This window comes from Pseudohaliea rubra DSM 19751 (assembly GCF_000764025.1).
Classification (GTDB): domain Bacteria; phylum Pseudomonadota; class Gammaproteobacteria; order Pseudomonadales; family Halieaceae; genus Pseudohaliea; species Pseudohaliea rubra.
The window spans coordinates 1-23,107 of sequence record NZ_KN234777.1; the positions used below are offsets into that span (position 1 = coordinate 1).

At 65.0% G+C, this 23,107-nt stretch carries 22 protein-coding genes, 2 tRNA genes and 1 pseudogene; 2 read left to right on the top strand and 23 right to left on the bottom strand.

Annotation, left to right across the window (positions count from 1 at the left end):
• A pseudogene (locus tag HRUBRA_RS11270) lies at window positions 1-333 on the bottom strand (NADH:flavin oxidoreductase); the annotation flags it as partial.
• 137 nt (window positions 334-470) lie between these two features.
• Here HRUBRA_RS11270 and HRUBRA_RS11275 point away from each other — a divergent pair.
• Window positions 471-842: a hypothetical protein gene (locus HRUBRA_RS11275; RefSeq protein WP_035517268.1), complete on the top strand. Its 372-nt coding sequence runs from the start codon at window positions 471-473 to the stop codon at window positions 840-842.
• A gap of 17 nt (window positions 843-859) precedes the next feature.
• Here HRUBRA_RS11275 and HRUBRA_RS11280 read toward each other — a convergent pair whose 3' ends face one another.
• From HRUBRA_RS11280 to HRUBRA_RS11330, 10 genes are all read right to left on the bottom strand, one after another.
• Window positions 860-2,137: a cytochrome P450 gene (locus tag HRUBRA_RS11280; protein WP_052094747.1), complete on the bottom strand. Its 1,278-nt coding sequence runs from the start codon at window positions 2,135-2,137 to the stop codon at window positions 860-862.
• Window positions 2,138-2,286: 149 nt separating this feature from the next.
• A tRNA-Cys gene (locus tag HRUBRA_RS11285) sits at window positions 2,287-2,360 on the bottom strand.
• 9 nt (window positions 2,361-2,369) lie between these two features.
• Window positions 2,370-2,445, bottom strand: a tRNA-Gly gene (locus tag HRUBRA_RS11290).
• A gap of 186 nt (window positions 2,446-2,631) precedes the next feature.
• Window positions 2,632-3,198, bottom strand: coding sequence for a CDP-diacylglycerol--glycerol-3-phosphate 3-phosphatidyltransferase (gene pgsA, locus HRUBRA_RS11300; RefSeq protein ID WP_035517336.1), 567 nt, complete (start codon window positions 3,196-3,198; stop codon window positions 2,632-2,634).
• A gap of 38 nt (window positions 3,199-3,236) precedes the next feature.
• A complete protein-coding gene (gene uvrC / locus HRUBRA_RS11305; protein ID WP_035517270.1) occupies window positions 3,237-5,063 on the bottom strand; it encodes an excinuclease ABC subunit UvrC in 1,827 nt (608 codons plus the stop codon).
• The gene (gene murB, locus HRUBRA_RS11310; RefSeq protein ID WP_035517272.1) at window positions 5,060-6,076 is read right to left on the bottom strand and encodes a UDP-N-acetylmuramate dehydrogenase; all 1,017 of its coding nucleotides are present in this window, start codon (window positions 6,074-6,076) and stop codon (window positions 5,060-5,062) included. Before murB ends, uvrC begins: the two co-directional genes overlap by 4 nt.
• Window positions 6,060-6,821, bottom strand: a complete 762-nt coding sequence (gene kdsB / locus HRUBRA_RS11315; protein ID WP_035517274.1) for a 3-deoxy-manno-octulosonate cytidylyltransferase — start codon at window positions 6,819-6,821, stop codon at window positions 6,060-6,062. Before kdsB ends, murB begins: the two co-directional genes overlap by 17 nt.
• A 103-nt stretch (window positions 6,822-6,924) precedes the next feature.
• On the bottom strand, window positions 6,925-7,350 hold the full coding sequence (locus tag HRUBRA_RS11320; protein ID WP_035517276.1) for an ExbD/TolR family protein: 426 nt from the start codon (window positions 7,348-7,350) through the stop codon (window positions 6,925-6,927).
• A complete protein-coding gene (locus HRUBRA_RS11325; RefSeq protein WP_035517278.1) occupies window positions 7,347-7,970 on the bottom strand; it encodes a MotA/TolQ/ExbB proton channel family protein in 624 nt (207 codons plus the stop codon). Before HRUBRA_RS11325 ends, HRUBRA_RS11320 begins: the two co-directional genes overlap by 4 nt.
• A 3-nt stretch (window positions 7,971-7,973) precedes the next feature.
• The gene (locus tag HRUBRA_RS11330) at window positions 7,974-10,370 is read right to left on the bottom strand and encodes a DNA internalization-related competence protein ComEC/Rec2 (RefSeq protein ID WP_052094749.1); all 2,397 of its coding nucleotides are present in this window, start codon (window positions 10,368-10,370) and stop codon (window positions 7,974-7,976) included.
• Window positions 10,371-10,455: 85 nt separating this feature from the next.
• On the opposite strand from HRUBRA_RS11330, the gene HRUBRA_RS11345 reads away from it, so the two are divergent.
• Complete coding sequence (locus HRUBRA_RS11345) at window positions 10,456-11,055, top strand: DUF2062 domain-containing protein (RefSeq protein ID WP_035517288.1); 600 nt, start codon at window positions 10,456-10,458, stop codon at window positions 11,053-11,055.
• On the opposite strand, the gene HRUBRA_RS11350 is transcribed toward HRUBRA_RS11345, so the two are convergent.
• From HRUBRA_RS11350 to HRUBRA_RS11405, 12 genes are all read right to left on the bottom strand, one after another.
• The gene (locus tag HRUBRA_RS11350; RefSeq protein ID WP_035517290.1) at window positions 10,973-12,187 is read right to left on the bottom strand and encodes an FtsX-like permease family protein; all 1,215 of its coding nucleotides are present in this window, start codon (window positions 12,185-12,187) and stop codon (window positions 10,973-10,975) included. The two genes, HRUBRA_RS11345 and HRUBRA_RS11350, sit on opposite strands and share 83 nt — an antisense overlap.
• Window positions 12,180-12,863, bottom strand: coding sequence for an ABC transporter ATP-binding protein (locus HRUBRA_RS11355; RefSeq protein ID WP_035517292.1), 684 nt, complete (start codon window positions 12,861-12,863; stop codon window positions 12,180-12,182). Before HRUBRA_RS11355 ends, HRUBRA_RS11350 begins: the two co-directional genes overlap by 8 nt.
• Window positions 12,856-14,097 (bottom strand): lipoprotein-releasing ABC transporter permease subunit, encoded by a 1,242-nt coding sequence (locus HRUBRA_RS11360; protein ID WP_035517294.1) that lies wholly within the window; start codon window positions 14,095-14,097, stop codon window positions 12,856-12,858. The genes HRUBRA_RS11355 and HRUBRA_RS11360 overlap by 8 nt, the downstream gene beginning before the upstream one ends.
• 6 nt (window positions 14,098-14,103) lie before the next feature.
• The gene (gene nqrM, locus HRUBRA_RS11365; RefSeq protein WP_035517295.1) at window positions 14,104-14,334 is read right to left on the bottom strand and encodes a (Na+)-NQR maturation NqrM; all 231 of its coding nucleotides are present in this window, start codon (window positions 14,332-14,334) and stop codon (window positions 14,104-14,106) included.
• Between the two features lie 9 nt (window positions 14,335-14,343).
• Entirely contained in the window at window positions 14,344-15,393 is a 1,050-nt protein-coding gene (locus tag HRUBRA_RS11370; protein WP_201771592.1) for an FAD:protein FMN transferase, read from the bottom strand.
• Window positions 15,394-15,467: 74 nt separating this feature from the next.
• Window positions 15,468-16,691: an NADH:ubiquinone reductase (Na(+)-transporting) subunit F gene (gene nqrF, locus HRUBRA_RS11375; protein ID WP_035517298.1), complete on the bottom strand. Its 1,224-nt coding sequence runs from the start codon at window positions 16,689-16,691 to the stop codon at window positions 15,468-15,470.
• Window positions 16,692-16,703: 12 nt separating this feature from the next.
• The gene (nqrE, locus tag HRUBRA_RS11380) at window positions 16,704-17,312 is read right to left on the bottom strand and encodes an NADH:ubiquinone reductase (Na(+)-transporting) subunit E (RefSeq protein WP_035517300.1); all 609 of its coding nucleotides are present in this window, start codon (window positions 17,310-17,312) and stop codon (window positions 16,704-16,706) included.
• Entirely contained in the window at window positions 17,312-17,974 is a 663-nt protein-coding gene (locus HRUBRA_RS11385) for an NADH:ubiquinone reductase (Na(+)-transporting) subunit D (protein ID WP_035517303.1), read from the bottom strand. Before HRUBRA_RS11385 ends, nqrE begins: the two co-directional genes overlap by 1 nt.
• Window position 17,975: 1 nt before the next feature.
• Window positions 17,976-18,740 carry a Na(+)-translocating NADH-quinone reductase subunit C gene (locus HRUBRA_RS11390; protein WP_035517305.1) on the bottom strand — a complete coding sequence of 255 codons (765 nt, stop codon included), beginning with the start codon at window positions 18,738-18,740 and terminating at the stop codon, window positions 17,976-17,978.
• Entirely contained in the window at window positions 18,733-19,929 is a 1,197-nt protein-coding gene (locus HRUBRA_RS11395; protein WP_035517307.1) for an NADH:ubiquinone reductase (Na(+)-transporting) subunit B, read from the bottom strand. Before HRUBRA_RS11395 ends, HRUBRA_RS11390 begins: the two co-directional genes overlap by 8 nt.
• A 1-nt stretch (window position 19,930) precedes the next feature.
• Entirely contained in the window at window positions 19,931-21,274 is a 1,344-nt protein-coding gene (locus HRUBRA_RS11400; RefSeq protein ID WP_035517309.1) for a Na(+)-translocating NADH-quinone reductase subunit A, read from the bottom strand.
• A gap of 213 nt (window positions 21,275-21,487) precedes the next feature.
• Window positions 21,488-22,960: a glyceraldehyde-3-phosphate dehydrogenase gene (locus HRUBRA_RS11405; protein ID WP_035517312.1), complete on the bottom strand. Its 1,473-nt coding sequence runs from the start codon at window positions 22,958-22,960 to the stop codon at window positions 21,488-21,490.
• Between the last annotated feature and the right edge of the window lie 147 nt (window positions 22,961-23,107).

The window sequence follows — 23,107 nt, forward strand, 5'->3', positions numbered from 1 at the left end:
GTTGCCCGCGCCAGTCGCCGCCTCGGCCCAGCGCGCCAGGGCCGCCTGCTGGGCGTCGCCGGGGGCGCCGTGGAGCACCACGTTTCCGGGGCGCTCGAGGTGGTCCCGGTCAACAATCACGTTGCCGGTGATCAACAGCCCCGCCCCGCCCTCGGCCCAGGTCCGGTAGAGCCGGCAGAGCGCGTCCGTGGCGATGCCGTCGGCCGTTGCCAGACCCTCGGTCATGGCCGCCTTGGCGAGGCGGTTGGGGAGCGTGGCGCCGCAGGGCAGAGTCAGCGGCTCGGCAAGCCTGCCGCAGGGAGCGCTATCAGAAGGGGGCGTTGCGGTGGTCATTGGGCTCTCTCCTTGGGCGGGCTCAACATGGTAGGGCGGGACACCGGGGGTGTACACGCCGCCGCAGAGCGCTAAGCTGTCCCCCGCCAAGGACCGTCACGGAACCGGGGCTCAACTGCACCGGGAGTCGATCACCGATGGAACAGACAAGCACCCTGGCACCGCGTCGCGCCATGCGGGCCGATGACTGGTTTCACTCGATGATCAACCTTTTCATCGGCACCCTGTTGGGTTCGGCCGCGACAGGACTGGCGCAGCTGCTGCTATCCGGGGCCTGGGTCATGGCCATAATCATGACGGTGTTCGCGGTTGCGATGATCCTGATCGTGCTGGCCTCCGACAAGCTGCTGGACCGGTTGTTCACGATCGGTATCCGCCCGGCGAACAAGCCCGGGACGAAGGAAAGGAAGCCCCTGACCCGAGTCCTCAGCTTTCCCGCCGGGTTCCTGCTGGGGATTGCCCTGGCCCTGCTGGGTATCGACGTAACGCTGCCCTTCGCCACGGTGTAGGTCCTATCGCCGTCGGCTTACCCGCCGCCCGTAGCGCCGCCTGCGCTGAAGCGCAGCACGATGCGCCGGTAACCCTGCGAGGCGAAACTCGGCAGCCGGCGCAGGTCACTCTCCGCCTCATCCAGCGCCAGGACGTCACAGTTCGCGAGCAGGGTATCGAAGGCTATGCGGGCCTCCAGCCGGGCGAGCTCCGCGCCGGCGCAGAAGTGTGGCCCGTAGCCGAAACCCATGTGCTTGCGCACGTTGGGGCGTTCAGGATCGAAGCGTTCGGGCTCAGGGAAGACCGACGGGTCGTAGCCCGCGGCCGCCCACAGGGGGACGACCATGGCGCCAGGGGTAATTGGGGCACCCCCGAGTTCCGCTTCCCGGGTGGCCCGGCGATAGGTGCATTGGATCGGGGGATCCCAGCGCAGCACTTCTTCGACGAAGGGCTCGATCAGGTCAGCGTTCTCGCGAAGGCGTGCCAGTAGCTCCGGCCGTTCGAGGAGCACAAGCACGCCATTACCGATGAGGTTGGTCGTGGTCTCATGCCCGGCAAGCAGCACCTGGTCGATAATAGGCAGCAGCTCTTCCGTGCTCAGCGGCGGTTCATCGGCTTCGCGCGCATTCACCATTTCACTGAGCAGGTCATCCGTAGGCCGGGCGCGGCGCGCTTCGATACGCGGAATAAAGTAGCGATGGAAGGCCACTACCGCCTCGGCGACACGCCGACGCTGCGCGTGATCGAGAACATCGATGTTGCCGGAGATCATCAAGTCGCCCCATTCCTTGAAGGTCCACAGATCGGCGCGGTCAACTCCCAGCACATCGGCGATCACCGTCACCGGCAGCGGCACGGCAAAATCGCGAAAAAGGTCCAGCCTGCCCTGCGCCCGGAAGCCTTCGGCAAGCTCCCTGGCCACGGTCCGGATGTGCGGCTCGAGGGCCCGCACCCGCCCGGGACTCAGCGCCTTGCTGAGGAGCTTTCGGTGTCGGGTGTGTACCGGTGGATCGGCGGTGAACAGGGCATTGACCATCGGATGGGCGTTCTCGAAGATCGCCTCCACATCGGGCTGCACCGGCTCGCTGCCCACGCCCATGTGCCGCGGCCCCTGCCCGTCCTGGGTAATACTCGAGGAGAAAGTCGCCGTATCCCGCGCCAGCGCCATCAGGTCCTGATAGCCCCCGACCGCCGTGCCGATGGCAGGATCGACGCCGGTACCGCCCTGCCGGTGCAGGATCTGATAAGTCGCATAGGGGCACTGGACAACCGCTTCATCGGAAAGATCAATCTTCGGGGGCGGGTTCTTATGCATGGCGCGCAGCCTCGTCGTTATTGCTTTGCCCGGCATGATTCGATGAAAAGCCAGGGCTTGCAAGGGCTGCGCGCCCAGAGCCAACTCCGCAATCGGCGAAGGTGCACAAACCCGCCCGAGGCGGGTCCGGCGGCATGCTACCGGAAGTATGGAGGCTCGGGTCGGAATCGAACCGGCGTTGACGGATTTGCAATCCGCTGCATAACCACTCTGCCACCGAGCCTGGGGATGTTGGAGCGGGAAACCGGGTTCGAACCGGCGACCTCAACCTTGGCAAGGTTGCGCTCTACCAACTGAGCTATTCCCGCACTGTCTGTCTTCGTACCGACCGTAGGCTGGTCGCCGGTACCGGCGAGGCTGGGCGCCCCCCCTGCAACCTTAACAAGGTTGCGCTCTACCAACTGAGCTATTCCCGCACCTGGAGCGACGCAAAGGCCGCCACTGTGCTCGCCGCTGTGACGAGGGGGCCAATTGTATGCCCTGACGCCCGCCAGTCAAGAGATGCCTTCGCGGGCACGTATCACATGGGCCGCGGCGCGAAGGTAGGCGACCATGGACCAGAGCGTAAATACCGCCGCCGTATAGAGAAGGACGTAGCAGAGGCCGAGGAGCCAGGTGCCGTCCCGGGCCGGGTCGATAGCAAGCAGACCGATAACCGCGACCATCTGGAAGGCCGTCTTCACCTTGCCGATGTAGGACACCGCCACAGAGGTTCGCTCGCCGAGCTCAGCCATCCATTCGCGCAACGCCGAGATCACGATCTCGCGGCCGATGATAACGCTGGCCGCCAGGGTGAATAGCGGTGTGTCGTGACGCTCCACCAGCAGCACCAGGGCCACAGCGACCATGAGTTTGTCTGCCACAGGGTCGAGGAACGCGCCGAAGGCGGTCATCTGCCCGAGACGCCGCGCCAGGTAGCCATCGAACCAGTCGGTCACCGCAGCGAGCGTAAAGATGCCAGCCGCGACCAGCAGATGGCCTTGAAACGGGAGATAGAACACCACGGCCAGCACAGGGATCAGGAGGATACGCAGGAGGGTAAGAGCGTTGGGAATATTGATCGGCAAAGCGCTATCTCGTCATTCGTGGAGCGGCCGCTCTAGTCCGCCATGCTGTGCAGGTGGTCGTAGATCTGCTGTGCCATGGTAGCACTGATACCCTGGGTTTTTTTCAACTCATCGACGCTGGCGTTGGCAACCCCCCGGGCACTGCCGAAATGGCGCAGCAATTCACGCCGTCGCTTGGCGCCTACTCCGGGGATGTCCTCAAGGCGCGAGCTGCGCCGTGCCTTGTCTCGCCGGGCCCGGTGACCACTGATCGCAAAGCGATGGGCCTCGTCGCGCACCTGTTGAATAAGGTGCAGCGCCGGGCTGTTTGCCGGCAGGTTCTGTTCGATGCCCGAAGCCCCGAGCACCAGCGTCTCGAAGCCCGCCTTGCGGGTCACGCCCTTCGCGACGCCGACGACCAGAATGCCCTGCAGCTCCAGCTCGGCGAGCACATCGAGTGCCTGCTGCACCTGTCCCTTGCCGCCGTCAATGAACAAGACATCGGGTACGTTCCCCTCCCCTGCTTTCAGGCGCTTGAAACGTCGGCGCAGCGCCTGCTCCATGGCGGCGTAGTCGTCCCCGGGGGTGATGCCGTCGATGTTGAAGCGCCGGTAGTCGGCCTTGCGCGGACCGTTTTCATCGAAGACCACGCAGGAAGCCACGGTGGCCTCACCACTGGAGTGACTGATATCGAAACATTCCATGCGCTGCGGGTAGGCCTCGAGTTCCAGTACTTCCTGCAGGGCCTGGAGGCGCTCCTGGGTACTCTTGCGCCCGGCGAGGTGGGCCGCGAGGTTCGTCGCCGCTGTCTGCTCGGCCATCTGCAGCCAGCGCGCGCGAGCCTCGCGGACCCGGTGGCGCAGGCGCACGCGCCGCCCCGCTTGCAGGGTAAGGGCCGTCTCCAGCGTGTCGCTGTCCTCGGGCTCTGCATTGAGCACGATCTCCGGCGGCAGGGCGCGACCCTCGCTCAGATAGAATTGCGGCAGAAAAGCGCTGAGCAGTCCTTCCCGCGTTTCAGCGAGCTTGGTCGACGGGTAGAAAGTTCGGCTGCCGAGCACCCGCGCGCCGCGGACGAAGAGCACGTGCACGCAGCCGAGCCCACCCTCGGTGACCGCCGCCAGCAGATCGAGATCGCCGCTACCCCCCTCTACACCCTGGGTGGCCTGCACGTGCTGCAGCTGGCGGAGCTGGTCCCGCAGCACCGCCGCCTTCTCGTAGGCGAGGGCCGCGGCGGCCTGCTCCATGTCGTCAGCCAGACGCACCATAAGCTCCTGATTCTTGCCCTCGAGAAACAGCGCGGTGTTCTCTACCTGTGCTGCGTAAGCGGCCTCGGAGACCAGATCGACGCAGGGCGCGGTGCAGCGGTCGATCTGGTACTGCAGGCAGGGTCGCGACCGATTACTGAAATAGCTGTCCTCACACTGGCGTACCTTGAAGACCTTCTGCAGAAAATGCAGCGACCGCCGGACCGCACCCGCACTCGGGTAGGGCCCGAAATAGCGCCCCTTGCGCCGCTTGGCCCCCCGATGCAGTGTCAGACGCGGAAAGCGATCCTCGCTCGACAGGAAGATGTAAGGGTAGGATTTGTCGTCCTTGAGCAGGATATTGAACGGGGGCCGGTGGCTCTTGATCAGGTTGTGCTCGAGGAGCAATGCGTCCACCTCGGTGGCGGTAACGGTCACCTGGATGTCGGCGATACGCGACACCAGGGCCACGGTCTTGGCGTTGAGCCCGCGGTTGCGGAAGTAGGACGCCACCCGGTTCTTCAGGTTGCGCGCCTTGCCCACGTAAAGCAGCCCGCCATCGACACCGTACATCTGGTACACGCCACAGCGGGTGGTCAGACTCTTGAGAAAGGCGTCGGCGTCGAAGTGACTCATGGCGCCGCTCCGTACACCCGCGGTTCGATCTCGAGCTGACAGCCGAAGGTCTCTGCGACCGAGGTACGGATACGCTCGGCAAGCGCCAGGAGCGCAAGGCCGTCACCGTCGCGGTTGACGAGCACCAGCGCATGGCCGGGATGCACGGCCACACCGTCGCCGGCGACACCACGCCAGCCACAGTGCTCTATGAGCCAGCCCGCGGCAAGCTTGCGGCCCCCGTCCGTCACGAATTGAGGCATCGACGGGTAGCGACGAGCGAGCGCTTCCGCGGTTGCCGTGTCCACCACGGGGTTCTTGAAAAAGCTGCCGGCATTCGGGGTTATGGCAGGGTCCGGCAGGCGCGCCTGGCGTAGCGCCACCACCGCGTCGAACACGGCCCGTGGGTCCGGCGGCGCGGTGGAGGCAGCAAGCGCCTCCCGCAGCGCGGGATAAGTGATAACGGGTGCGGCCGTCCGCCGCAGGCGGATGTCGACCGCGGTGATGATCACGGCATCGCGAAGCCTGCCCTTGAAGACGCTGTCGCGATAACCGAAGTCGCAAGCCGCCCGGTGCAGGGCCAGCTCCCGGCCGTCCTCAATACACACAGCGTGCACCGTCTCCACAAAAGGCGCGAGTTCCACGCCATAGGCGCCGATGTTCTGGATCGGTGCCGCGCCGACAGTACCGGGAATGAGTGCGAGATTCTCAAGTCCGTAGTAGCCCTGTGCGAGGCACCAGCGCACCAGCGCGTGCCAGCCCTCGCCCGCCGCAACGCGCAGGGTCACGCTCTCCGCGTCCTCGGCGAGCACTTCCCGGCCGGTTGCGGTGTAGCGCAGCACCAGCGCCTCCACGTCACCGGCGAAGACCACGTTGCTGCCGGCGCCGAGCACGATCACAGGCAGCCCGCTTTCCCGGGCAAAGAGAAGCGCCTCGCGCAGCGCCGGCAGGTCGGCGGCGTCGCGCCGGGCCGTGGCCCGCGCCGGCAGGCGCAGGGTGGTCAGCGCTGTGAGATCCTCAGCCGCGCCGGACACCGATCTGTGTCTCCCAGTGGCGCCGCAGACGATCCAGATCCTCGGGCGTATCGACGCCACCAGGCACAGACAGGCAGGCCTCGGCAACGTGGATGGCCTCACCGTGGTGCAGGGCGCGTAGCTGCTCGAGCTGCTCCAGTGCCTCAGCAGGGGCCACCGCCCAGGTGACAAAACGATCGAGGAAACCCACTCGATAAGCATACAAACCGATATGTCGGCGCCAGGGGCTGCCTGCAACCGCAGCAGCTTCACGGGGATAGGGAATCGGTGCACGGCTGAAATAGAGCGCGCGGCCGGCGCCGTCGGCCACCACCTTTACGACGTTCGGGTTGTCCAGCTGCTCCCCGGCAGCGAGAGGCTCACAGAGCGTGGCCACGGAGGCCCAGAGACGCTGGCGCAGGTTTTCTGCCACCTGATCGATCACGGCCGGGGGAAGTAGCGGTTCGTCGCCCTGCACGTTGACAACGATCGCATCGTCGTCGAGCTCCAGAGCCGCAGCGACCTCCGCCAGCCGATCGGTCCCGGAAGGATGGTCATCCCGGGTGAGCAGCGCCTCTGCCCCCCAGAGCGCCGCTGCATCGCGGACTCGCTCATCATCGGTGGCAATCACCACCCGGTCGGCACCGCTGGCGGCGGCCTGGTCCCATACGTGCTGAAGCATGGGTCGGTCACCGATCATGGCCAGGGGCTTGCCGGGAAGGCGTGTAGAGGCATAGCGCGCCGGGATAACAACAATAAAGGCCATGGTTCAGACTCCTGCTCGGCGAGGACGCGCGGGCGACCCCGGATTGGTGCTGCGGTAGATCGCCGCCGCGCATTCTACCGCTTCCGCGGAGGGCTTGATAACGCTAGCCGGCGCCGGGCGGAGGCCGAAGGGTGGCAATACTCAGGCGGGAAAAGCCCATCTGCCCCGCGGCATCCATGGCCCGCACCACGGCCGCGTGGCTGCTGTCGGCATCTGCGGAGATAAGCAGCGGCATCGTCGTATCACCCCGGGAGTATTCATAGAGCGCAGCCTGGATAGTGCGAACGCGACGGTCCACCAGCGCTTCGCCGTTGACCCGGTAGGCACCCGCCTCGTCCACAAGCAGCTCGATTTGTCGCGGCGCCTGCGTTGCCGGTGCGGCATTGGCCTCGGGCAGATCCACAAGCAGGCGGGTCTCCCGGGTAAAAGTCGTCGAGACCATAAAGAAGATCAGGAGCAGGAACACCACGTCGATAAGCGGTGTCAGGTTGACCCCCGGCTCCTCCCGCTGCCGGCGGCGGAATTTCACGGCCCGGTCTCCGTACCCTCGCGCGCGTGCAGGGCATCGACAAAGCGGATGGATTCCTGCTCGAGGCCGAGCACGATCTCGTCTACCCGCCCTGTGAAAAAGCGATGCATCGCCAGCGCAGGAATAGCGATGCTGAGCCCCGCCGCCGTGGTCACCAGCGCCTCGGAGATGCCACCGGCGAGGGCGCTGGCGTTGCCCGTACCCTGCACCATGATTTCCGAAAACACCTTGATCATGCCGACCACCGTACCGAGCAGGCCCAGGAGCGGCGCGATGGCAGCGATAGTGCCCAGGGTATTCAGATAGCGCTCAAGTTCATGCACCACGTGCCCGGCGGCTTCCTCGATGCTGTCCTTCATTACCTCGCGTCCGTGATGGGCGTTGGCGAGGCCGGCGGCGAGGATGCGCCCCAGGGGTGAGGATTGGCGAAGGCTGCGAAGTTGCTCGCTGCCCAGCTGACCGTGGCGCAGCTTTTCCCACACAGAGGCCGACAGCTCCGGTGGCGAGACTCGCCGCGGGTTAAGGGCATAGAGGCGCTCGATGCAGATCGCCAGCGCGGCTACCGAACAGAGCAGAATGACGATCATCAACCAACCGCCGGCTACGACCAGTTCCAGCACACGCTACTCCTCAGGCCCGGACTTCGATGGATTATACGCATGGCAGCCGAGCGGCGTCAGCGATGGCGCCTGACGCCAGTAACGGCGATGCCGGTCCCGGTAGCGGGCGATTGAGAGAGTGCCGTCATCCGCGACACGGTAGCGCAGCGCGCCACCTGCCGCTGTACCGTGCAGGCGCGTATCGCGCCGGCAGAACCGGGCAAGCACACCCGCTGCGGGATGGCCGAAGGCGTTGGCACGACCGAAGGTCAGCGCCGCCCAGCGGGGCTTAACGGCGCGCAGAAAGGGCGCCCCGCTCGAGGTCGCAGAGCCGTGATGGGCGACCAGCAACCAGTCGGCGCGCAGGGCCTCCCGCCAGTAGCGCACCAGATGACGCTCGCGCCGGCGGCTGATATCGCCGGTGAGCAGGAAGCGACGACCGCGCACATCGATGCGCAGGACGCAGGAGGCATCATTGCGCCCCAAACGCTCGCCAGGCGCGGCGCTTAGCATGCGGAACACGGTGCCGTCAGGCCACTGCCAGCTCGCGCCGGCGCGGCAGCGGCGGCCGCGGGATATACCGGGCAGGGGCTGGCCCAGAAGCAGCTCCCCCACCGGCAGCGCCTCCAGGACAGCCGCGGTACCGGCACTGTGGTCGCGATCCGGGTGGCTGACCACGAGCGTGTCGATACGCCGTACCCCCGTCTTGCGCAGGAAAGGCAACAGCACGCGGCGAGCCGCATTGGCGCCCGCTGGATCACCGCCGCCGGTGTCATAAACGAGCGTGCGCTCGCCACTGCGGTAGACCACCGCCGTCCCCTGCCCCACGTCGAGCACGGTCAGTTCCGGTGTTGACGCAGGAACGGCGCTATCCGGAAGCAACAAGGGTAGTACACCGACGATGCCGGCGAGGCGCAGCGAACGGCGGCGTGCGCCAAAGAGAAGCAGCGTGCCGGCCACGGCGAGGAGGCTCTCGACGGCGCCGCTGGTGGTCTGCAGGTAGAGTAACTCACCCCAGTGCGCCCTGAGGGCCTCCCCGCTGGCGAGCAGCGGCACGATCAGTGCTGCGGCGAGTTGCCAGCAACCCTCGGCGACGCCGGGCAGCAAGGGCCAGCAGAGCGCGGCGAAGAGCGACAGCGGTACCAGCACCGCTCCGACCAGCGGCACAAGCAGAAAGTTCGCGGGCGCCGACGCAAGGGACGTGCCGCCGAACCACCAGGCCGTGAGCGGCGCCATGGCCAGCGCCATAAAGCCGTGCACGAGGAGAGCCATGCGCCACCGCGACAGCCCCCGATATCGGCGAGCGAACCAGAGTAGCCACGCAACGGCCAGGAAGCTGAGCCAGAAGCTGCTGCCCACGGCGGCCAGGGGATTGGCGGCAAGCACCAGTACCGCGGCCAGCAGAAGATTGCGGCCGCTGCGCGCCGGGCGACCGAGGCTGAGTGCCAGGCAAACGCAGAGCAGCATGATAAGGGCGCGTTGCGTCGGCAGACTGAAGCCCGCAAGCCCTGCATAGGCCGAAGCGGCCAGAAGCGCACTGCAGGGGCGCAGCGAGGACCAGGCCCCGCCCCAGCCGGCCACCGCGGCACAGCGGGCCAGCAGACCACCGAGGACAAAACCGAAACCGGCAACCAAAGAGACGTGCAGACCGGAAATAACGACCAGGTGCACCACGCCGAAGGCGCGCAGGAGCCGCCAGGCTGCATCATCGAGGCCACTCCGATCGCCCACCAGCAGCGCCGCCAGGATGCCTGCGGCCCGGGAATCGCCTACGGCCTCGTCCAGCCCCCGCAGCAGCGCCGCCCGGGCCTGGTGAAATGGCGCCCGTCGCCCCGCAGCAGCGAGACGCTCGCCGTCCCCGCGACCCGCGCTGGCGCTTGCGTGCAGACCAGCGCGGGCAAAGTAGTCCTGCCGGATGCCGCTGCCCGGGTTGGCCTCGCCCCAGGGCAGCCGCAGCCGGGCCAGAAAGCGCCAGCGCTCTCCGGGGGCCAGGAGTTCATCGCCGTAGTAGGCCAAAGATACCCGCCGCGGACCACGGCAGACCTCGTTGCCGATGGCCTCGACGCGCAGGCGTACTCGCTGCTGCCAGCTGCCGTCGGGTAACAGACGGCGCTGCGGCAGATCGTCGATCAACCCGGTCAGCGCGGCATGCTGTCCATCGCAGGCAGTCGGCAGACGCTGGGCTAGCACTGCCTGCCCATGGAGGCAGGCAAGGGCCAGGCCGAGGACGGCCGCAAGCAGCACCGGGGGACCTTGGCGCCACAACAGCAGGATCACCGGCAGGAGCAGCGGCCACAGCGGGCTCGTCGGGAGGGCCGGCGCCAGCGAGAGGAGCAGTACACCAACCGCGAAAGCGATAAGCCGGCGGTCGGCAGGCGTGACTGCCGCTGCAGAACGGTGCAGCGCAAGGAGAAAAGGCACAGCGGTCGCAGGCAGTAAGCGTTAAAATGACCACTGAATCACAGCTGCCAGGCCCGATGCCACGTCTGCAGCAGCCAGGCCGGATATGCCCAAGAAAACGCTTAAACAGCTCACCCCCTCCCCGGCCCGGCTTCGACGCTGGGGGGCCCTGGACCGCTTCGGCGAGAGCGTTTACAACGGCAACCTCTGGCACATCAACCGCTACTCGGCCTCCATGGCCTTTTTTGTGGGCCCTTTTGTGGCCTTCCTGCCGGTGCCCGGCCAGATGCTCATCGCGGCCCTGGCCGCCATCCGTCTGCGCTGCAACCTGCCGCTCAGCGTCGGCCTGGTGTGGATCACCAACCCGCTGACGGCGCCGGCAATCGTCTACCTTGCCTATCGGCTGGGCGCCCTCGCCCTCGGCGTGCCGCCGGGGATGCCGGCGTTCAGCTTCAGCTGGAGCTGGCTGAGCAGCGAGTTCAGTGCGCTATGGCAGCCGCTCCTCCTCGGCTGTCTGCTGCTCGGGCTATTCGCAGGGAGCCTTGGCTATTTCGTCATCAACACCCTCTGGCGTTGGCGCGTCGGTCTGCAGTGGCGGCGCCGCAAGCTGGCGCGTGCCCTGGCTAATGGTCGGCCTGGAGCACGGCGGCAGGGGCAAGTCGGGCAGCGCGAAGCGCAGGATAGCAGGCAGCGCACAAGCACATGAAGAGCGCTGTGGCCGCTACCACCGCAAAGTCCGAGACACGCACATCGGAGGGAATGAAGGACACCGGATAGACGTCGGTAGCCAGCAAACTGACGCCCAAAGCCCCCTCAAGGGCAGCTACGAGCCAGGGCACGGCGAGGCTGGCGAGGAGCCCGAGGGCACCGCCGAGAACAACCCCGGTCACCCCGATCATGCCCCCCTGCATCAGGAACAGCACGCCGACCTGGGTCGGCGTCGCGCCCAGAGTACGCAGAATGGCAATGCTGCCGCGCTTGTCCATGACCACCAGCACCAGCGACGACACCACGTTGAAGGCCGCCACCGCGATGATCGACAGAAGCAGCACGGTGATCAGCCGCCGCGACAGCTGGATGGCCTCGTAAAGGTTGCCGTGAGTCAGGGTCCAGTCCGTCAGATAGTAACCGGGAGGCAGCAGCGGTAGCAGTTCCTGGCGGACCCGCGCGACGTCGAAGAGGTCGATCGTATGCAGACGCAGGCCACTGGCGCTGCCATGCAGACCAGCGAGGTCCGAGGCCGCCGGCAGAGGCAGCGCAGCGAGGCCCTCGTCCAGCTCCGTACCCGTGGCGATAATACCCACCAGCGGGTAGGCAGCTGTCTCCGGGGGCCCCTCGCCGTCCCGGGCCGGGACGAGCAGCGTGATTGATGTGCCCGGTACGGCACCCAGGCGCCGTGCCACGGCCGCGCCGAGGTAGAGGCCCTCACCACCGACGGCGCTGCCGTCGAGGCCAAGTGCAGCGAACTCCGCCAGCGCCGCGGGCTCCAGACCAAGCCCGGCGACAGCCTCGACAGAACCCTCAGCCAGGGCGAGCCCCTCAAAGGCCACAAAAGGGGTGGCGGCGAGCACCGCCGGGTGCTCCCGCAGCGTCGCTGCAAGGGTGGCGGGATCGCGATCTCCGAGCGCCGCATGCACGATAATATGGGGCACCAGGGACAGAATCCGCTCGCGCATCTCCCGGTCAAAGCCATTCATTACGGAAAGCACTGTGAGCAGCAGTGCGATCGCGAGCACAAGGCCGATAATCGCCAGCGTCGACATAAATACGGAAAGCTGGCCCCGGCGTGCGGCGAAGGTGTGACGCACGGCGATGCGCGCCAGCTCCACGCTACCCATGCATTTCCACCAGGTGGCCCTCTTCAAGCACCAGCGTGCGGTGCATGCGTGCTGCGATCGCCGGATCATGGGTAACGATAATAAAGGCCGCCTGCTCGCGGCCGAGGTCGTCGATCAGTGCGAGCACACGTTCCGCGGACGCCGGGTCGAGATTCCCCGTTGGCTCGTCCATGAGTACGCAGCCCGGGGAAGCCACCAGCGCCCGGGCAATGGCCACGCGCTGGCGCTCTCCCCCCGACAGCGCCGCGGGGCGGTGATCAAGGCGGGCGCCCAGACCGACGCGCTCGAGCATTTCCCCGGCACGCTTCAGCGCCTCGGAGCGCGCAACCCCCCCGATAAGCAGGGGCATGGCAACATTCTCCGCGGCATCAAACTCTGCCAGCAGGTGATGGAACTGATAGACGAAGCCCAGGTGCCTGTTACGCCAGCGGCAGCGTGCCTTTTCCGACATCCCGTCGACGGACTGCCCGGCGACTTCGACGCTGCCGCTGCTCGGCGGATCGAGGCCACCAAGGAGATTGAGGAGCGTGGATTTGCCGCTACCGCTGGCGCCAACGATAGCCAGACGCTCCCCCGCGTCGAGCGTAAGTTCGACGTTGCGCAGTACTTCCACTTCGCGGCTGCCATCCCGGTAGACCTTGCCCAGGCCGCGACAGCGCAGTACCGGCTCAGCCATAGCGAAGCGCCTCCGCCGGAGCCACCCGTGAGGCACGCCAGGCCGGATAGAGGGTCGCCACGAGGCCGAGGCCGAGGGAGGCCCCAACAACCGCCCCCACGTCGGACCAGCGCAGTTCCGCCGGCAGCCCGGTGATGAAATAGACCGCCGGATCAAAGAGCCTCGCCTGCAGCAGGCCCTCCAAGGCAGCGGCAAGACGGTCGACCGACAGCGCCAGCGTCACCCCGAGCACCGCCCCGGCGGCGACGCCGAGGCAGGCCAGAACAACGCCATGAATGACGAAGAGCCGCAGGATGGCGGCCGGATCAGCGCCCAGGGATCGCAGCACGGCGATATCCTGCCGTTTCTCCGCCACGGACATGACGAGCGTTGCAACAATGTTGAAAGCGGCAACGGCGACCACGCTCAGCAACAGCAGACTCACGGTGAACTTTTCCATACGTACGGCGCGAAACAGAGACCCCTGGCTCTCACTCCAGGCCACGGCCCGGACGCCCGCCGGCAGCGACGTGACCAGTCGATCGAGCACTGCCGGCGCCTCGAAGAGGTCTGTCGTGCGAAGCATAAGGCCGTTCGGAGCATCGCTGCCACCGAGGAGGCGACGCGCCGTCGCCAGGGATACGTAGGCCAGCTCCGCATCCTGTTCGGCACCGACCCGAAAGAGGCCAACCACTTCCAGCTGCCGGCTGCGGGGAAACAGACCCAGGGGGGTGGCGGTGAAGCGCGGCAGGGTCACGCGGACCTTATCGCCCAGCCCAACGCCCAGCATGCGGGCGAGGGTAGCGCCCAGCACAACGCGAAAAGGCGCTTCCTCGAGGGCGTCCAGGCGCCCCGCGACCAGGGTCGACGGCATGCGGGACACCGTCCCCTCAAGGGCCGTATCGATACCGGTCAGCTGCACCCCGCGCTGGCCGCGGCCAGCGCCCAGCAGGGCCTTCTCACGCAGGTACGGGGCGACCCCGAGGACGTCCGGGTCCCGGCGCACGCTGCTGGCCAGGGCCTCCCAATCCGCGGCCGCCTCGGCGCCATCAAAGACCAGATAGCCGTGCGGTACCAGGGCGAGGATCCGGCCCCGGAGTTCACCGGAGAAGCCGTTCATGACAGAGAGAACCACGATAAGACTTGCAACACCGATGACCATGCCGAGCATGGATACGAGACTGACGAGGGCGGTAAAGCGATTACGCTGGCGGCTGAAACTGTAGCGGAGCCCGATTAAGGCTGGGTAGCCCACCGGCGATCAACGCTCCGCGGCGTCGTAGAAAGACGTCCTGACGCCCTCTCCGCTGTCGTCCTTGTCCTCGTCGCAGCGCGCCGGATCGCCGCCGCAGATCTCGCAGGACTGATTGATACCTACGGCGCCAAGACCGCCGCAGGAGCCTTTGATGGGTTCCCGGCCGGCGAGCACTCCGACGGCCATGGCGGTGATCACCGAGCCCATGATGACTACCGTCAGCACGAAAACGAGCATTGGTCTCTCCTATCCTTGGCCGGTTTCATCGGCCAGGTACGGTGCAAAAGCGGGCGTGTTGTATTCTCTGAACCCCTCGCCCTGGCGCGCGAGTAAATATACTGCAAGGCCCGCCTCGGTAGCCACTCGCAGCGCCGCTTCCCGGCCGAGCACCGCAAGCGCCGTAGCCCAGCCGTCGGCGAGCATACACGACTCATGAATCACCGTAACAGACACAACGTCATGGGTCACGGGCGTCCCCGTGCGGGGATCGATCATGTGCGAGTAGCGCACGCCATTGACGGTGAAGAAGTTGCGGTAGTCACCGGAGGTCGCAATACCGGCGTCGAACAGAGCAAGACCCCGCGCTATGCTCCGGCCACCGGCTTCTGGTCGCTCCACGGCAACGCGCCAGGCATCACCGCGAGGGCTGCGGCCAGCCACCCGCATCTCGCCACCGATCTCGACGAGGTAATCAGCAAAACCTCGCCCGGCAAGAAGTTCCGCGACGCGGTCGACCGCATAGCCCTTGGCGATGGAGGAAAAATCCAGGGCGACGGGCCCGCGCTTGGCGAGGCGGCGAGCTTCCGGATCCCAGTCCAGCTTCTTCTGGCCGACGCGGGCCCGAGTTTCCGCAAGCGAAGCGGCCGCCGGTATGCCCTTGCCAGGGCCGTCAGGCCCGAAGCCCCAGAGGTCCACCAGCGGTCCGACGGTGACATCGTAGGCGCCGGCGCTGGCGTCGCCGATGGCAAGGGCCCCCGCGAGCACTGCGGCGAAACGCGGCGAGATGGTCATCGCCTCACCGGGCGGCAGCCGGTTGAAACGGCTGATCTCCGAGTCTTCCCGCCAGGTGGACATGCTGTCGTTGATTGCCTCCAGCTCGGACTCGATGCCTGCCGTTAGCGCGCTTTCGGCCGCGGCGCCGCCGGGCACAGTGACATGCCAGCTGGTACCCATGGTCCGGCCTTCCAGGCGCAGATCCCGCGGCTCGCTGCTGCAGGCAGCGAGAAGCGTCAGCAGCGCCGCAAGATAGACCGCATTTGCACGCCTGCGGGCTGGTTGAGCGCGGCGGAACGCCACTGGCCCGGACATCCACGGTGAGCCAAAAAAAAGCCACCGCAGAACGCGGTGGCTTTCCATGAACCGGGCCAGCATCAGCCGCCGAAGTCGTCGAGCAGAATATTCTCGGGCTCAACACCGAGGTCCGTAAGCATCTGGATACAGGCTGCATTCATCATCGGCGGACCGCACATGTAGTACTCGCAGTCCTCCGGTGCCGGATGGTTCTTGAGGTACTCCTCGAAGAGAACGTTGTGGATGAACCCCGTGAGGCCTTCCCAGTTGTCTTCCGGTTGCGGGTCCGAGAGGGCCACATGCCAGTCGAAGTTCTCGTTCTCGGCCGCAAGGCCGTCAAAGTCCTCGACGTAAAACATCTCGCGGAGGGAGCGGGCGCCGTACCAGAAAGTAATCTTGCGCTTGCTGTTGAGGCGCTTGAGCTGATCAAAGAGATGGGATCGCATTGGCGCCATACCGGCACCGCCGCCGATGAAGATCATTTCAGCTTCGGTGTCCTTGGCAAAAAACTCGCCAAAGGGACCGTACACCTTCACCTTGTCGCCCTCCTTCAGATTGAAGACCCAGGAAGACATGATGCCCGGCGGAATACCCTCACTGCCGGGGGGAGGCGTGGCGATGCGAATATTGAACTTCACCACACCCTTCTCTTCCGGATAATTGGCCATGGAGTAGGCGCGGATCGTTGTGTCGCTGCACTTCGACTCGAGGTTGAAGAACCCAAAGCGCTCCCAGTCACCCCGGTATTCCTGATCGATATCGAAGTCGCTGAACTTGACATGGTGCGGCGGGCACTCGAGCTGCACATAACCGCCGGCGCGGAAGTCCACGCTCTCGCCCTCTGGCAGCTTCAGCGTCAGCTCCTTGATAAAGGTGGCAACGTTGGGGTTGCTCTCGACAGTGCACTCCCATTGCTTGACGCCGAAGACCTCTTCGGGCACCTGGATCTTCATATCCTGCTTGACCGCGGTCTGGCAGGACAGGCGCCAGCCCTCGTTGGCCTCCCGGCGAGTGAAGTGCGACTCCTCCGTCGGCAGCATGGCGCCGCCCCCTTCATTGATGATGCACTTGCACTGGGCGCAGGTGCCGCCACCGCCGCAGGCTGAGGCGAGAAAGACATCCTCGTCGGCCAGGGTCTGCAAGAGCTTGCCGCCGGCGGGGACGGTGATGGTTTTCTCGCCGTTGATCTCGATATTCACGGTGCCCGAGGCCACCAGCCGCGAACGAGCGAAAAGAATCACCATGACCAGCGCCAGCACGATGGCCGTGAACATCCCGACGCCGTAAACGATAGTCAAATCCATGCTGTCAGATCCCTAGATGTCGATACCGCCAAAGGACATGAAGCCGAGGGACATGAGTCCGACGGTAATAAAAGTGATGCCAAGGCCCTGGAGGCCATCCGGAACATCGCTGTACTTGAGCTTCTCGCGAATGCCTGCGAGGGCCACAATGGCCAGGGCCCAGCCAACGCCGGCACCGGCGCCGAAGACCACGCTCTCACCGAAATTGTAGTCCCTTTCGACCATGAACAGGGACGCACCGAGGATGGCGCAGTTCACCGTAATCAGTGGCAGGAACACGCCCAGGGCGTTGTAGAGCGCAGGCACATAGCGGTCGAGGAACATTTCGAGAATCTGCACGATAGCGGCAATGACGCCGATATAGGACAGCAGCCCGAGGAAGGACAGATCCATCGCCGGAAGGCCGGCCCAGGCCAGCGCGCCATCGGCAAGCAGGTAGTTGTAGATGAGGTTGTTCACCGGAACGGTGATGGTGAGCACCACGATGACCGCAATGCCGAGGCCAAGAGCCGCCTGCACTTTCTTGGAAACGGCCAGGAAGGTGCACATGCCCAGGAAAAAAGCCAGGGCCATGTTTTCAATGAAGATCGCTCGAACGAACAGGCTCAGATAGTACTCCATCACGCGGTCTCCTCGGCGGGCGTGTGCGGCGCCAGGCGGAAATCGGGCTCCTCCACCTGCTTCGCGTCCCAGCTGCGCAGGGCCCAGATAAACAGGCCGATCAGGAAGAAGGCACTGGGCGGCAGCAGGAGCAGGCCGTTTGGCACATACCAGCCACCCTCCGTGGCCAGCGGCAGAATCTCGATGCCATAGAGCTTTCCGGAGCCGAACAGCTCGCGCACCACGGCGACCGCCAGCAGGACTACCGAGTAACCCAGCCCGTTGCCCACACCGTCAAAGAAGCTCGGCAGCGGCGGGTTCTTCATAGCGAAGGCCTCGGCCCGGCCCATCACAATACAGTTGGTGATGATAAGACCGACAAAGACCGACAGCTGCTTACTGATGTCATAGGCCACGGCCTTGAGAATCTCGTCTACAAGAATCACCAGCGAGGCAATGATTGTCATCTGCACAATAATGCGGATGCTGCCCGGGATATGGTGGCGGATTGCCGAGATGAACAGGTTGGAGAACGCGGTCACGGCGGTCAGAGCGATGCACATGACCACGGTCACCTTCAGCGATGAGGTGACAGCGAGCGCACTGCAGATGCCGAGGATCTGCAGTGCGATCGGGTTGTTCCGGAAAATCGGTGTGGTCAGTGCTTCCTTGACGTTCTGCATGTCAGGCGTCTCCCGTCTTCAGGTTGTCGAGGAAAGGCTTGAAGCCCTGTTCGCCCAGCCAGAACTGGACGAGGTTGGTCACGCCGCGGGCCGTAAGCGTGGCGCCGGAGAGTCCGTCGACGCGCCAGGGCGCACTGGGGCTCTCCCGATCAACGGCCCCTTTGGCTAGCGCTATGGCGGCTTCGCCGTCGCGGTAGACCTGCTTGCCCGGCCACTGGGACTTCCAGCGCGGGTTATCCACTTCACCGCCGAGCCCGGGAGTCTCCCCGTGCTCGTAGAAACCCAGTCCGGCGACGGTGTTGACGTCGGACTCGAGGGCGATGAAACCGTAAAGCGTAGACCACAGGCCATAACCATGGACAGGCAGGATAACCTTGTCCAGTCCGCCGCCCGTTGCCTGCACCAGGTAGACCTCCGCATAGTCCGCGCGACGGCCGATCTTGGCCGGATCCTCCTGGAGGTCCGTCGAGAGCTTCGGCATCTTGCTCGCGGCACGCTGATTGTAGCCAGCGGGTACGTCCTCGGCGAATTCGCCGGTGCGCAGGTCGACGTAGCGCGTATCGATGCGCTCGAACATCTCCTCAACGGTCCTGCCTTCCTCGAGCATGCCCGCGGCCGCCAGGATGTTGCGCTTGCGGTCGAGGTCCTTGTTCGCCTCCTGCGCCGGCTTCAGGATCACCGCTGCAGTGGAGACGACGATGGAGCAGACGATGCAGAGCGCAAAGGCGACCGTGACGATTTTTTTGATGGAGTCGTTGCTAGACACGGGCAAGCCTCCGCTTGATGTTGGCTTCTATAACGAAGTGATCCATGATCGGCGCAAACAGGTTGGCGAACAGGATCGCCAGCATGATGCCCTCCGGGAAGGCCGGGTTGATCACGCGGATCAGCACCGTCATGAAGCCGATAAGCAGGCCGAAGCACCAGCGGCCGGTGTTGGTCATGGCTGCGGAGACCGGGTCTGTGGCCATAAAGAACATGCCGAAGGCGAAGCCACCGACCACCAGATGCCAGTACCAGGGCATGGAGAAGGCCGGGTTGCTATCGGAACCGACAAGGTTCAGAAAGCTCGAGAACAGGAACATGCCGAGAAACACGCCGGCGACGATACGCCAGGAGGCGATCCGGGTCGCCAGCAGCCAGGCGCCGCCCAGGAGAATGGCCAGCGTGGAGGTCTCGCCGATGGAGCCCGGAATTGCGCCAACGAAGGCCTGCATCCAGCTGTAACTATCCTGCAATCCCGTCATGCCCTGGGAAGCCACTACGCTGAGCGGCGTCGCGCCGGTGTAACCGTCCACGGCGGTCCAAACAGCGTCGCCGGAGAGCTGCGCCGGGTAGGCGAAGTAGAGGAATGCACGCCCCGTAAGCGCGGGGTTAAGGAAGTTCTTGCCGGTGCCGCCGAAGACCTCCTTGCCGATCACCACGCCGAAGCTGATGCCCATGGCCGCCTGCCACAGGGGCAGGTCCGGCGGGCAGATCAAGGCAAACAGAATAGAGGTGACAAAGAAACCCTCGTTGACCTCGTGGCCGCGCTTGATCGCGAAAAGCACTTCCCAGAAGCCGCCAACCAGAAAAGAGACCAGGTAGATCGGCAGGAAATAAAGCGCACCGAAAACAAAGCAATCCCAGACACTGGCGGGGTCATAGCCGCCAACGGCGCCGATAATCGCGCCGCGCCAGCCGTCCACGGCCCCACCGGTCTGGGCAAGGATATCGTTGGCCTGGTAGCCGAGGTTGTACATCCCCCAAAGCATGGCCGGGAACACCGCCATCCAGACAGTGATCATGATGCGCTTGAGGTCGATGCCGTCCCGGACATGAGCATTGGTCCGGGTGACGGAACCGGGTGAATATAAAAAGGTGTCTACCGCCTCATACAAGGGATAGAACTTCTGGAAACGTCCGCCGTCCTGAAAGTGATGCTCGTAGTTGTCGAGGATCTTGCGCAGGCTCACGTCAGCCCTCCTTCTCAATGCGGGTCAGGTTATCCCTGAGAATAGGCCCGTATTCGTACTTACCGGGGCATACATAGGTGCACAGCGCCACGTCTTCCTCGTCCAGCTCCAGCGCCCCGAGACGCTGGGCGGTTTCCGTGTCCCCGACGATCAGCGAGCGCAACAGCTGCGTCGGCAGCATGTCCATGGGCACCACCGTCTCGTAGGTACCTACGGGCACCATGGCCCGCTCGCTGCCATTGGTGGTGGTCGTCATGGGCAGTGGGCGCGTGCCGAGCAGGCTGCTCAGGTAAATACGCAGATTCGAATGGCGCTCCTTGCCCGGACTGAGCCAGCCCAGCAGTTCCCGCTCGCGGCCCTCAGCGAGCACCGAGACCTGGTTGTGGTAACGGCCGAGATAGCTGGTAGTGCTTCGAACCCGGCGACCACCCAGCACAGACCCGGAGATGATGCGGTTGTCGCCGCCTTTCAGCTCGCCGGCGGTCAAGGCCTCAAGATCCGCCCCGGCCCGCGTACGCAGAAGGCGCGGGTTCTCTACCTGCGGTCCGCAAAGGGCGATGACGCGGTCGGAATAGAGCCGACCGTCCAGGAAAAGGCGACCCAGGGCAATCACATCCTGGTACCCGATGTACCAGGCCGTGCGCTCGGCAGTGGCGCCGAGGAGGAAATGAATGTGGGTGCCGGGAAGCCCCGCGGGGTGCGGCCCGTCGAACTCGGCGCGCTCGATCGACGTAGCGCTGCCAGTAGGCAGCGCCGCACCGGGCGCTGTGCACAGGTATGTCGTGCCGCTCGTCAAGCCGGCCAGGAGGTCGAGGCCAAGGGCAAAGGCCTCCGATTGCTCGGCAATAATGACAACGGGATCCGGGGCGAGCGGATGCGTATCCATGGCCGTAACAAAGATCGCAGCGGGGTTGCTATCCGGCGCCGGCACCTTGCTGAAGGGCCGCGTGCGCAGGGCCGTCCACAGGCCGGACCGGACGAGCGTGTCGCGCACCGTCGCGGCGTCCAGAGACCGGGCCGCATCGGCGTTGTGGGCACCGAAGTCGACGGCGTCATCGCCATCCACCTCAATGACCACCGACTGCAGCACCCGCTTCGCGCCTCGGTTGATGGCGCTGACCGTACCGGCAGCGGGAGCTGTGTAAAGAACGCCAGGCGTCTTCTTATCGCTGAAAAGAAGATCGCCGAGCTTGACCCGATCCCCTTCGCTCACCTCCATGGTCGGCTTCATGCCGGGATAATCGGGACCGACCACCGCGACCGCGCGGGCCGATGGTGCGTCGTGGATGGCCTGCTGGGGTGCGCCCTGGATAGGAATATCCAGACCCCTCTTGATTTTGATCATGCAAACAGCCTGTGGTGCATAAAACCAGTGACGTGGGACGCAAAAAAATCTGAAAGGGCGCGCCGGGCGTACCCCAATCGCGGGAGTTCATCCCGCGATTGGCCGGGAGACGGCAACCCCGCCGGTTCGGGCGCGCGCATTATAACGAAAGGTACGCAGCATGTGCCACTATCACAGGCACAGACCGCCCCAGCAGCCGGGCCGCCCGGGGCCTCAGGCGTGCTCCCGGGGATACACCCGGTAGTGAATACCTGCCATCTGCTCGAGGATGCGGTGTACCTGGCAGCTGTAACCGAACTCGTTGTCGTACCAGAGATAAATGACCACGTGGCTGCCGTTCACAATCGTCGCCTGGGCATCATAGACACAAGCTGTGCGCGACCCGACAAAATCCGATGACACAACCTCCGGCGAGTTGGAGTAGTCGATCTGCTTGCGCATCTGTGAGTGCAGTGCGATGTGGCGCATGTATTCATTAAGCTCCTCGACGGTCGTCTCCCGGCCCAGCGTCAGATTCAGGATCGCCATGGAGACATTGGGCGTGGGCACGCGGATCGCGTTGCCAGTGAGCCTTCCCTGCAGCTGAGGCAGCACCTTGGCCACGGCCTTGGCCGCACCGGTCTCCGTCAGCACCATGTTCAGGGGCGCACTGCGGCCACGACGGTCGGCCTTGTGGTAGTTGTCGATCAGGTTCTGATCGTTGGTATAGGCATGCACCGTCTCAACATGGCCAGTCACAATGCCGTATTCGTCGTCGATGGCCTTCAGCGGCGGCACGATGGCATTAGTGGTGCAGGAAGCGGCAGAGATAATCTGGTCTGTCGGCTCGATGGCATCGCTGTTTATGCCGGCGACTATATTCTTGAGGCCGCCCTTCCCCGGGGCCGTGAGGATCACCCTGGCCACGCCTTTGGACTTCAGGTGCTGGCTGAGGCCAGCCTCGTCGCGCCATACGCCCGTGTTGTCCACGACGATCGCGTTATCAATACCATAGGCGGTGTAATCGATGCTGTCCGGGGAGTCGGCATAGATCACTTTGACCTCGTTGCCGTTGGCAACGAAAGACTGGCGCTCTTCATCGACACGGATGGTGCCGTCGAAGGCACCATGGACCGAGTCCCTGCGCAGCAGGCTGGCCCGCTTGACCAGATCATGATCTGCCTTGCCTTTGCGCACGACCACGGCCCGCAGACGCAACCCGTCACCGCCGTCGGTCTTGTCGATAAGGATACGCGCCATGAGCCGGCCGATGCGGCCGAAACCGTAGAGAACCACATCGACGGGCTCGTCCACGGGCCTCGCAGTGCTGCCGATGAGATCGGCGACCTCGTTGCGGACGTAGTCTTCCAGGCTCCTGCCCTCGCCGAGGCCCTTGTCGAAGTAGTCGACACTGAGCCGGCCCACATCGATATGCGCTGGCCCGAGGTCGAGCTTGTCCAGGATCGCCAGTACCCGGGACGTTTCGAACTCGGACAGTTCATTGCCCTCGACCTGGCGCACATAACGGTGTGCCTTCATGATCTCCAGCACGGAGCGGTTGACCATGGCCCGGCCGTAGATGTAGCACTTGACACTGTTCTGCCGCGCGAGCCGGCCGACGACGGGAATCATCGCTTCGGCGAGGGCCTCGCGCTCTTTCCAGTCGCGGAAGTAATCGTCCGGGCGGGGTCTTTTGCGGTCGTTCACGGCTTGGGTCTCCGGGGGATCTCGGCGCGAAGCGCGCATTATCTATTTCCGGCACCGGGGCCGCAAGAAAAGCTGCAGAAGCGCGCTTCACTGGAGCGGCCGCGGAGAAGCCCTTACAATACGGCGCCTTTTCGGCGCAGCATGCTC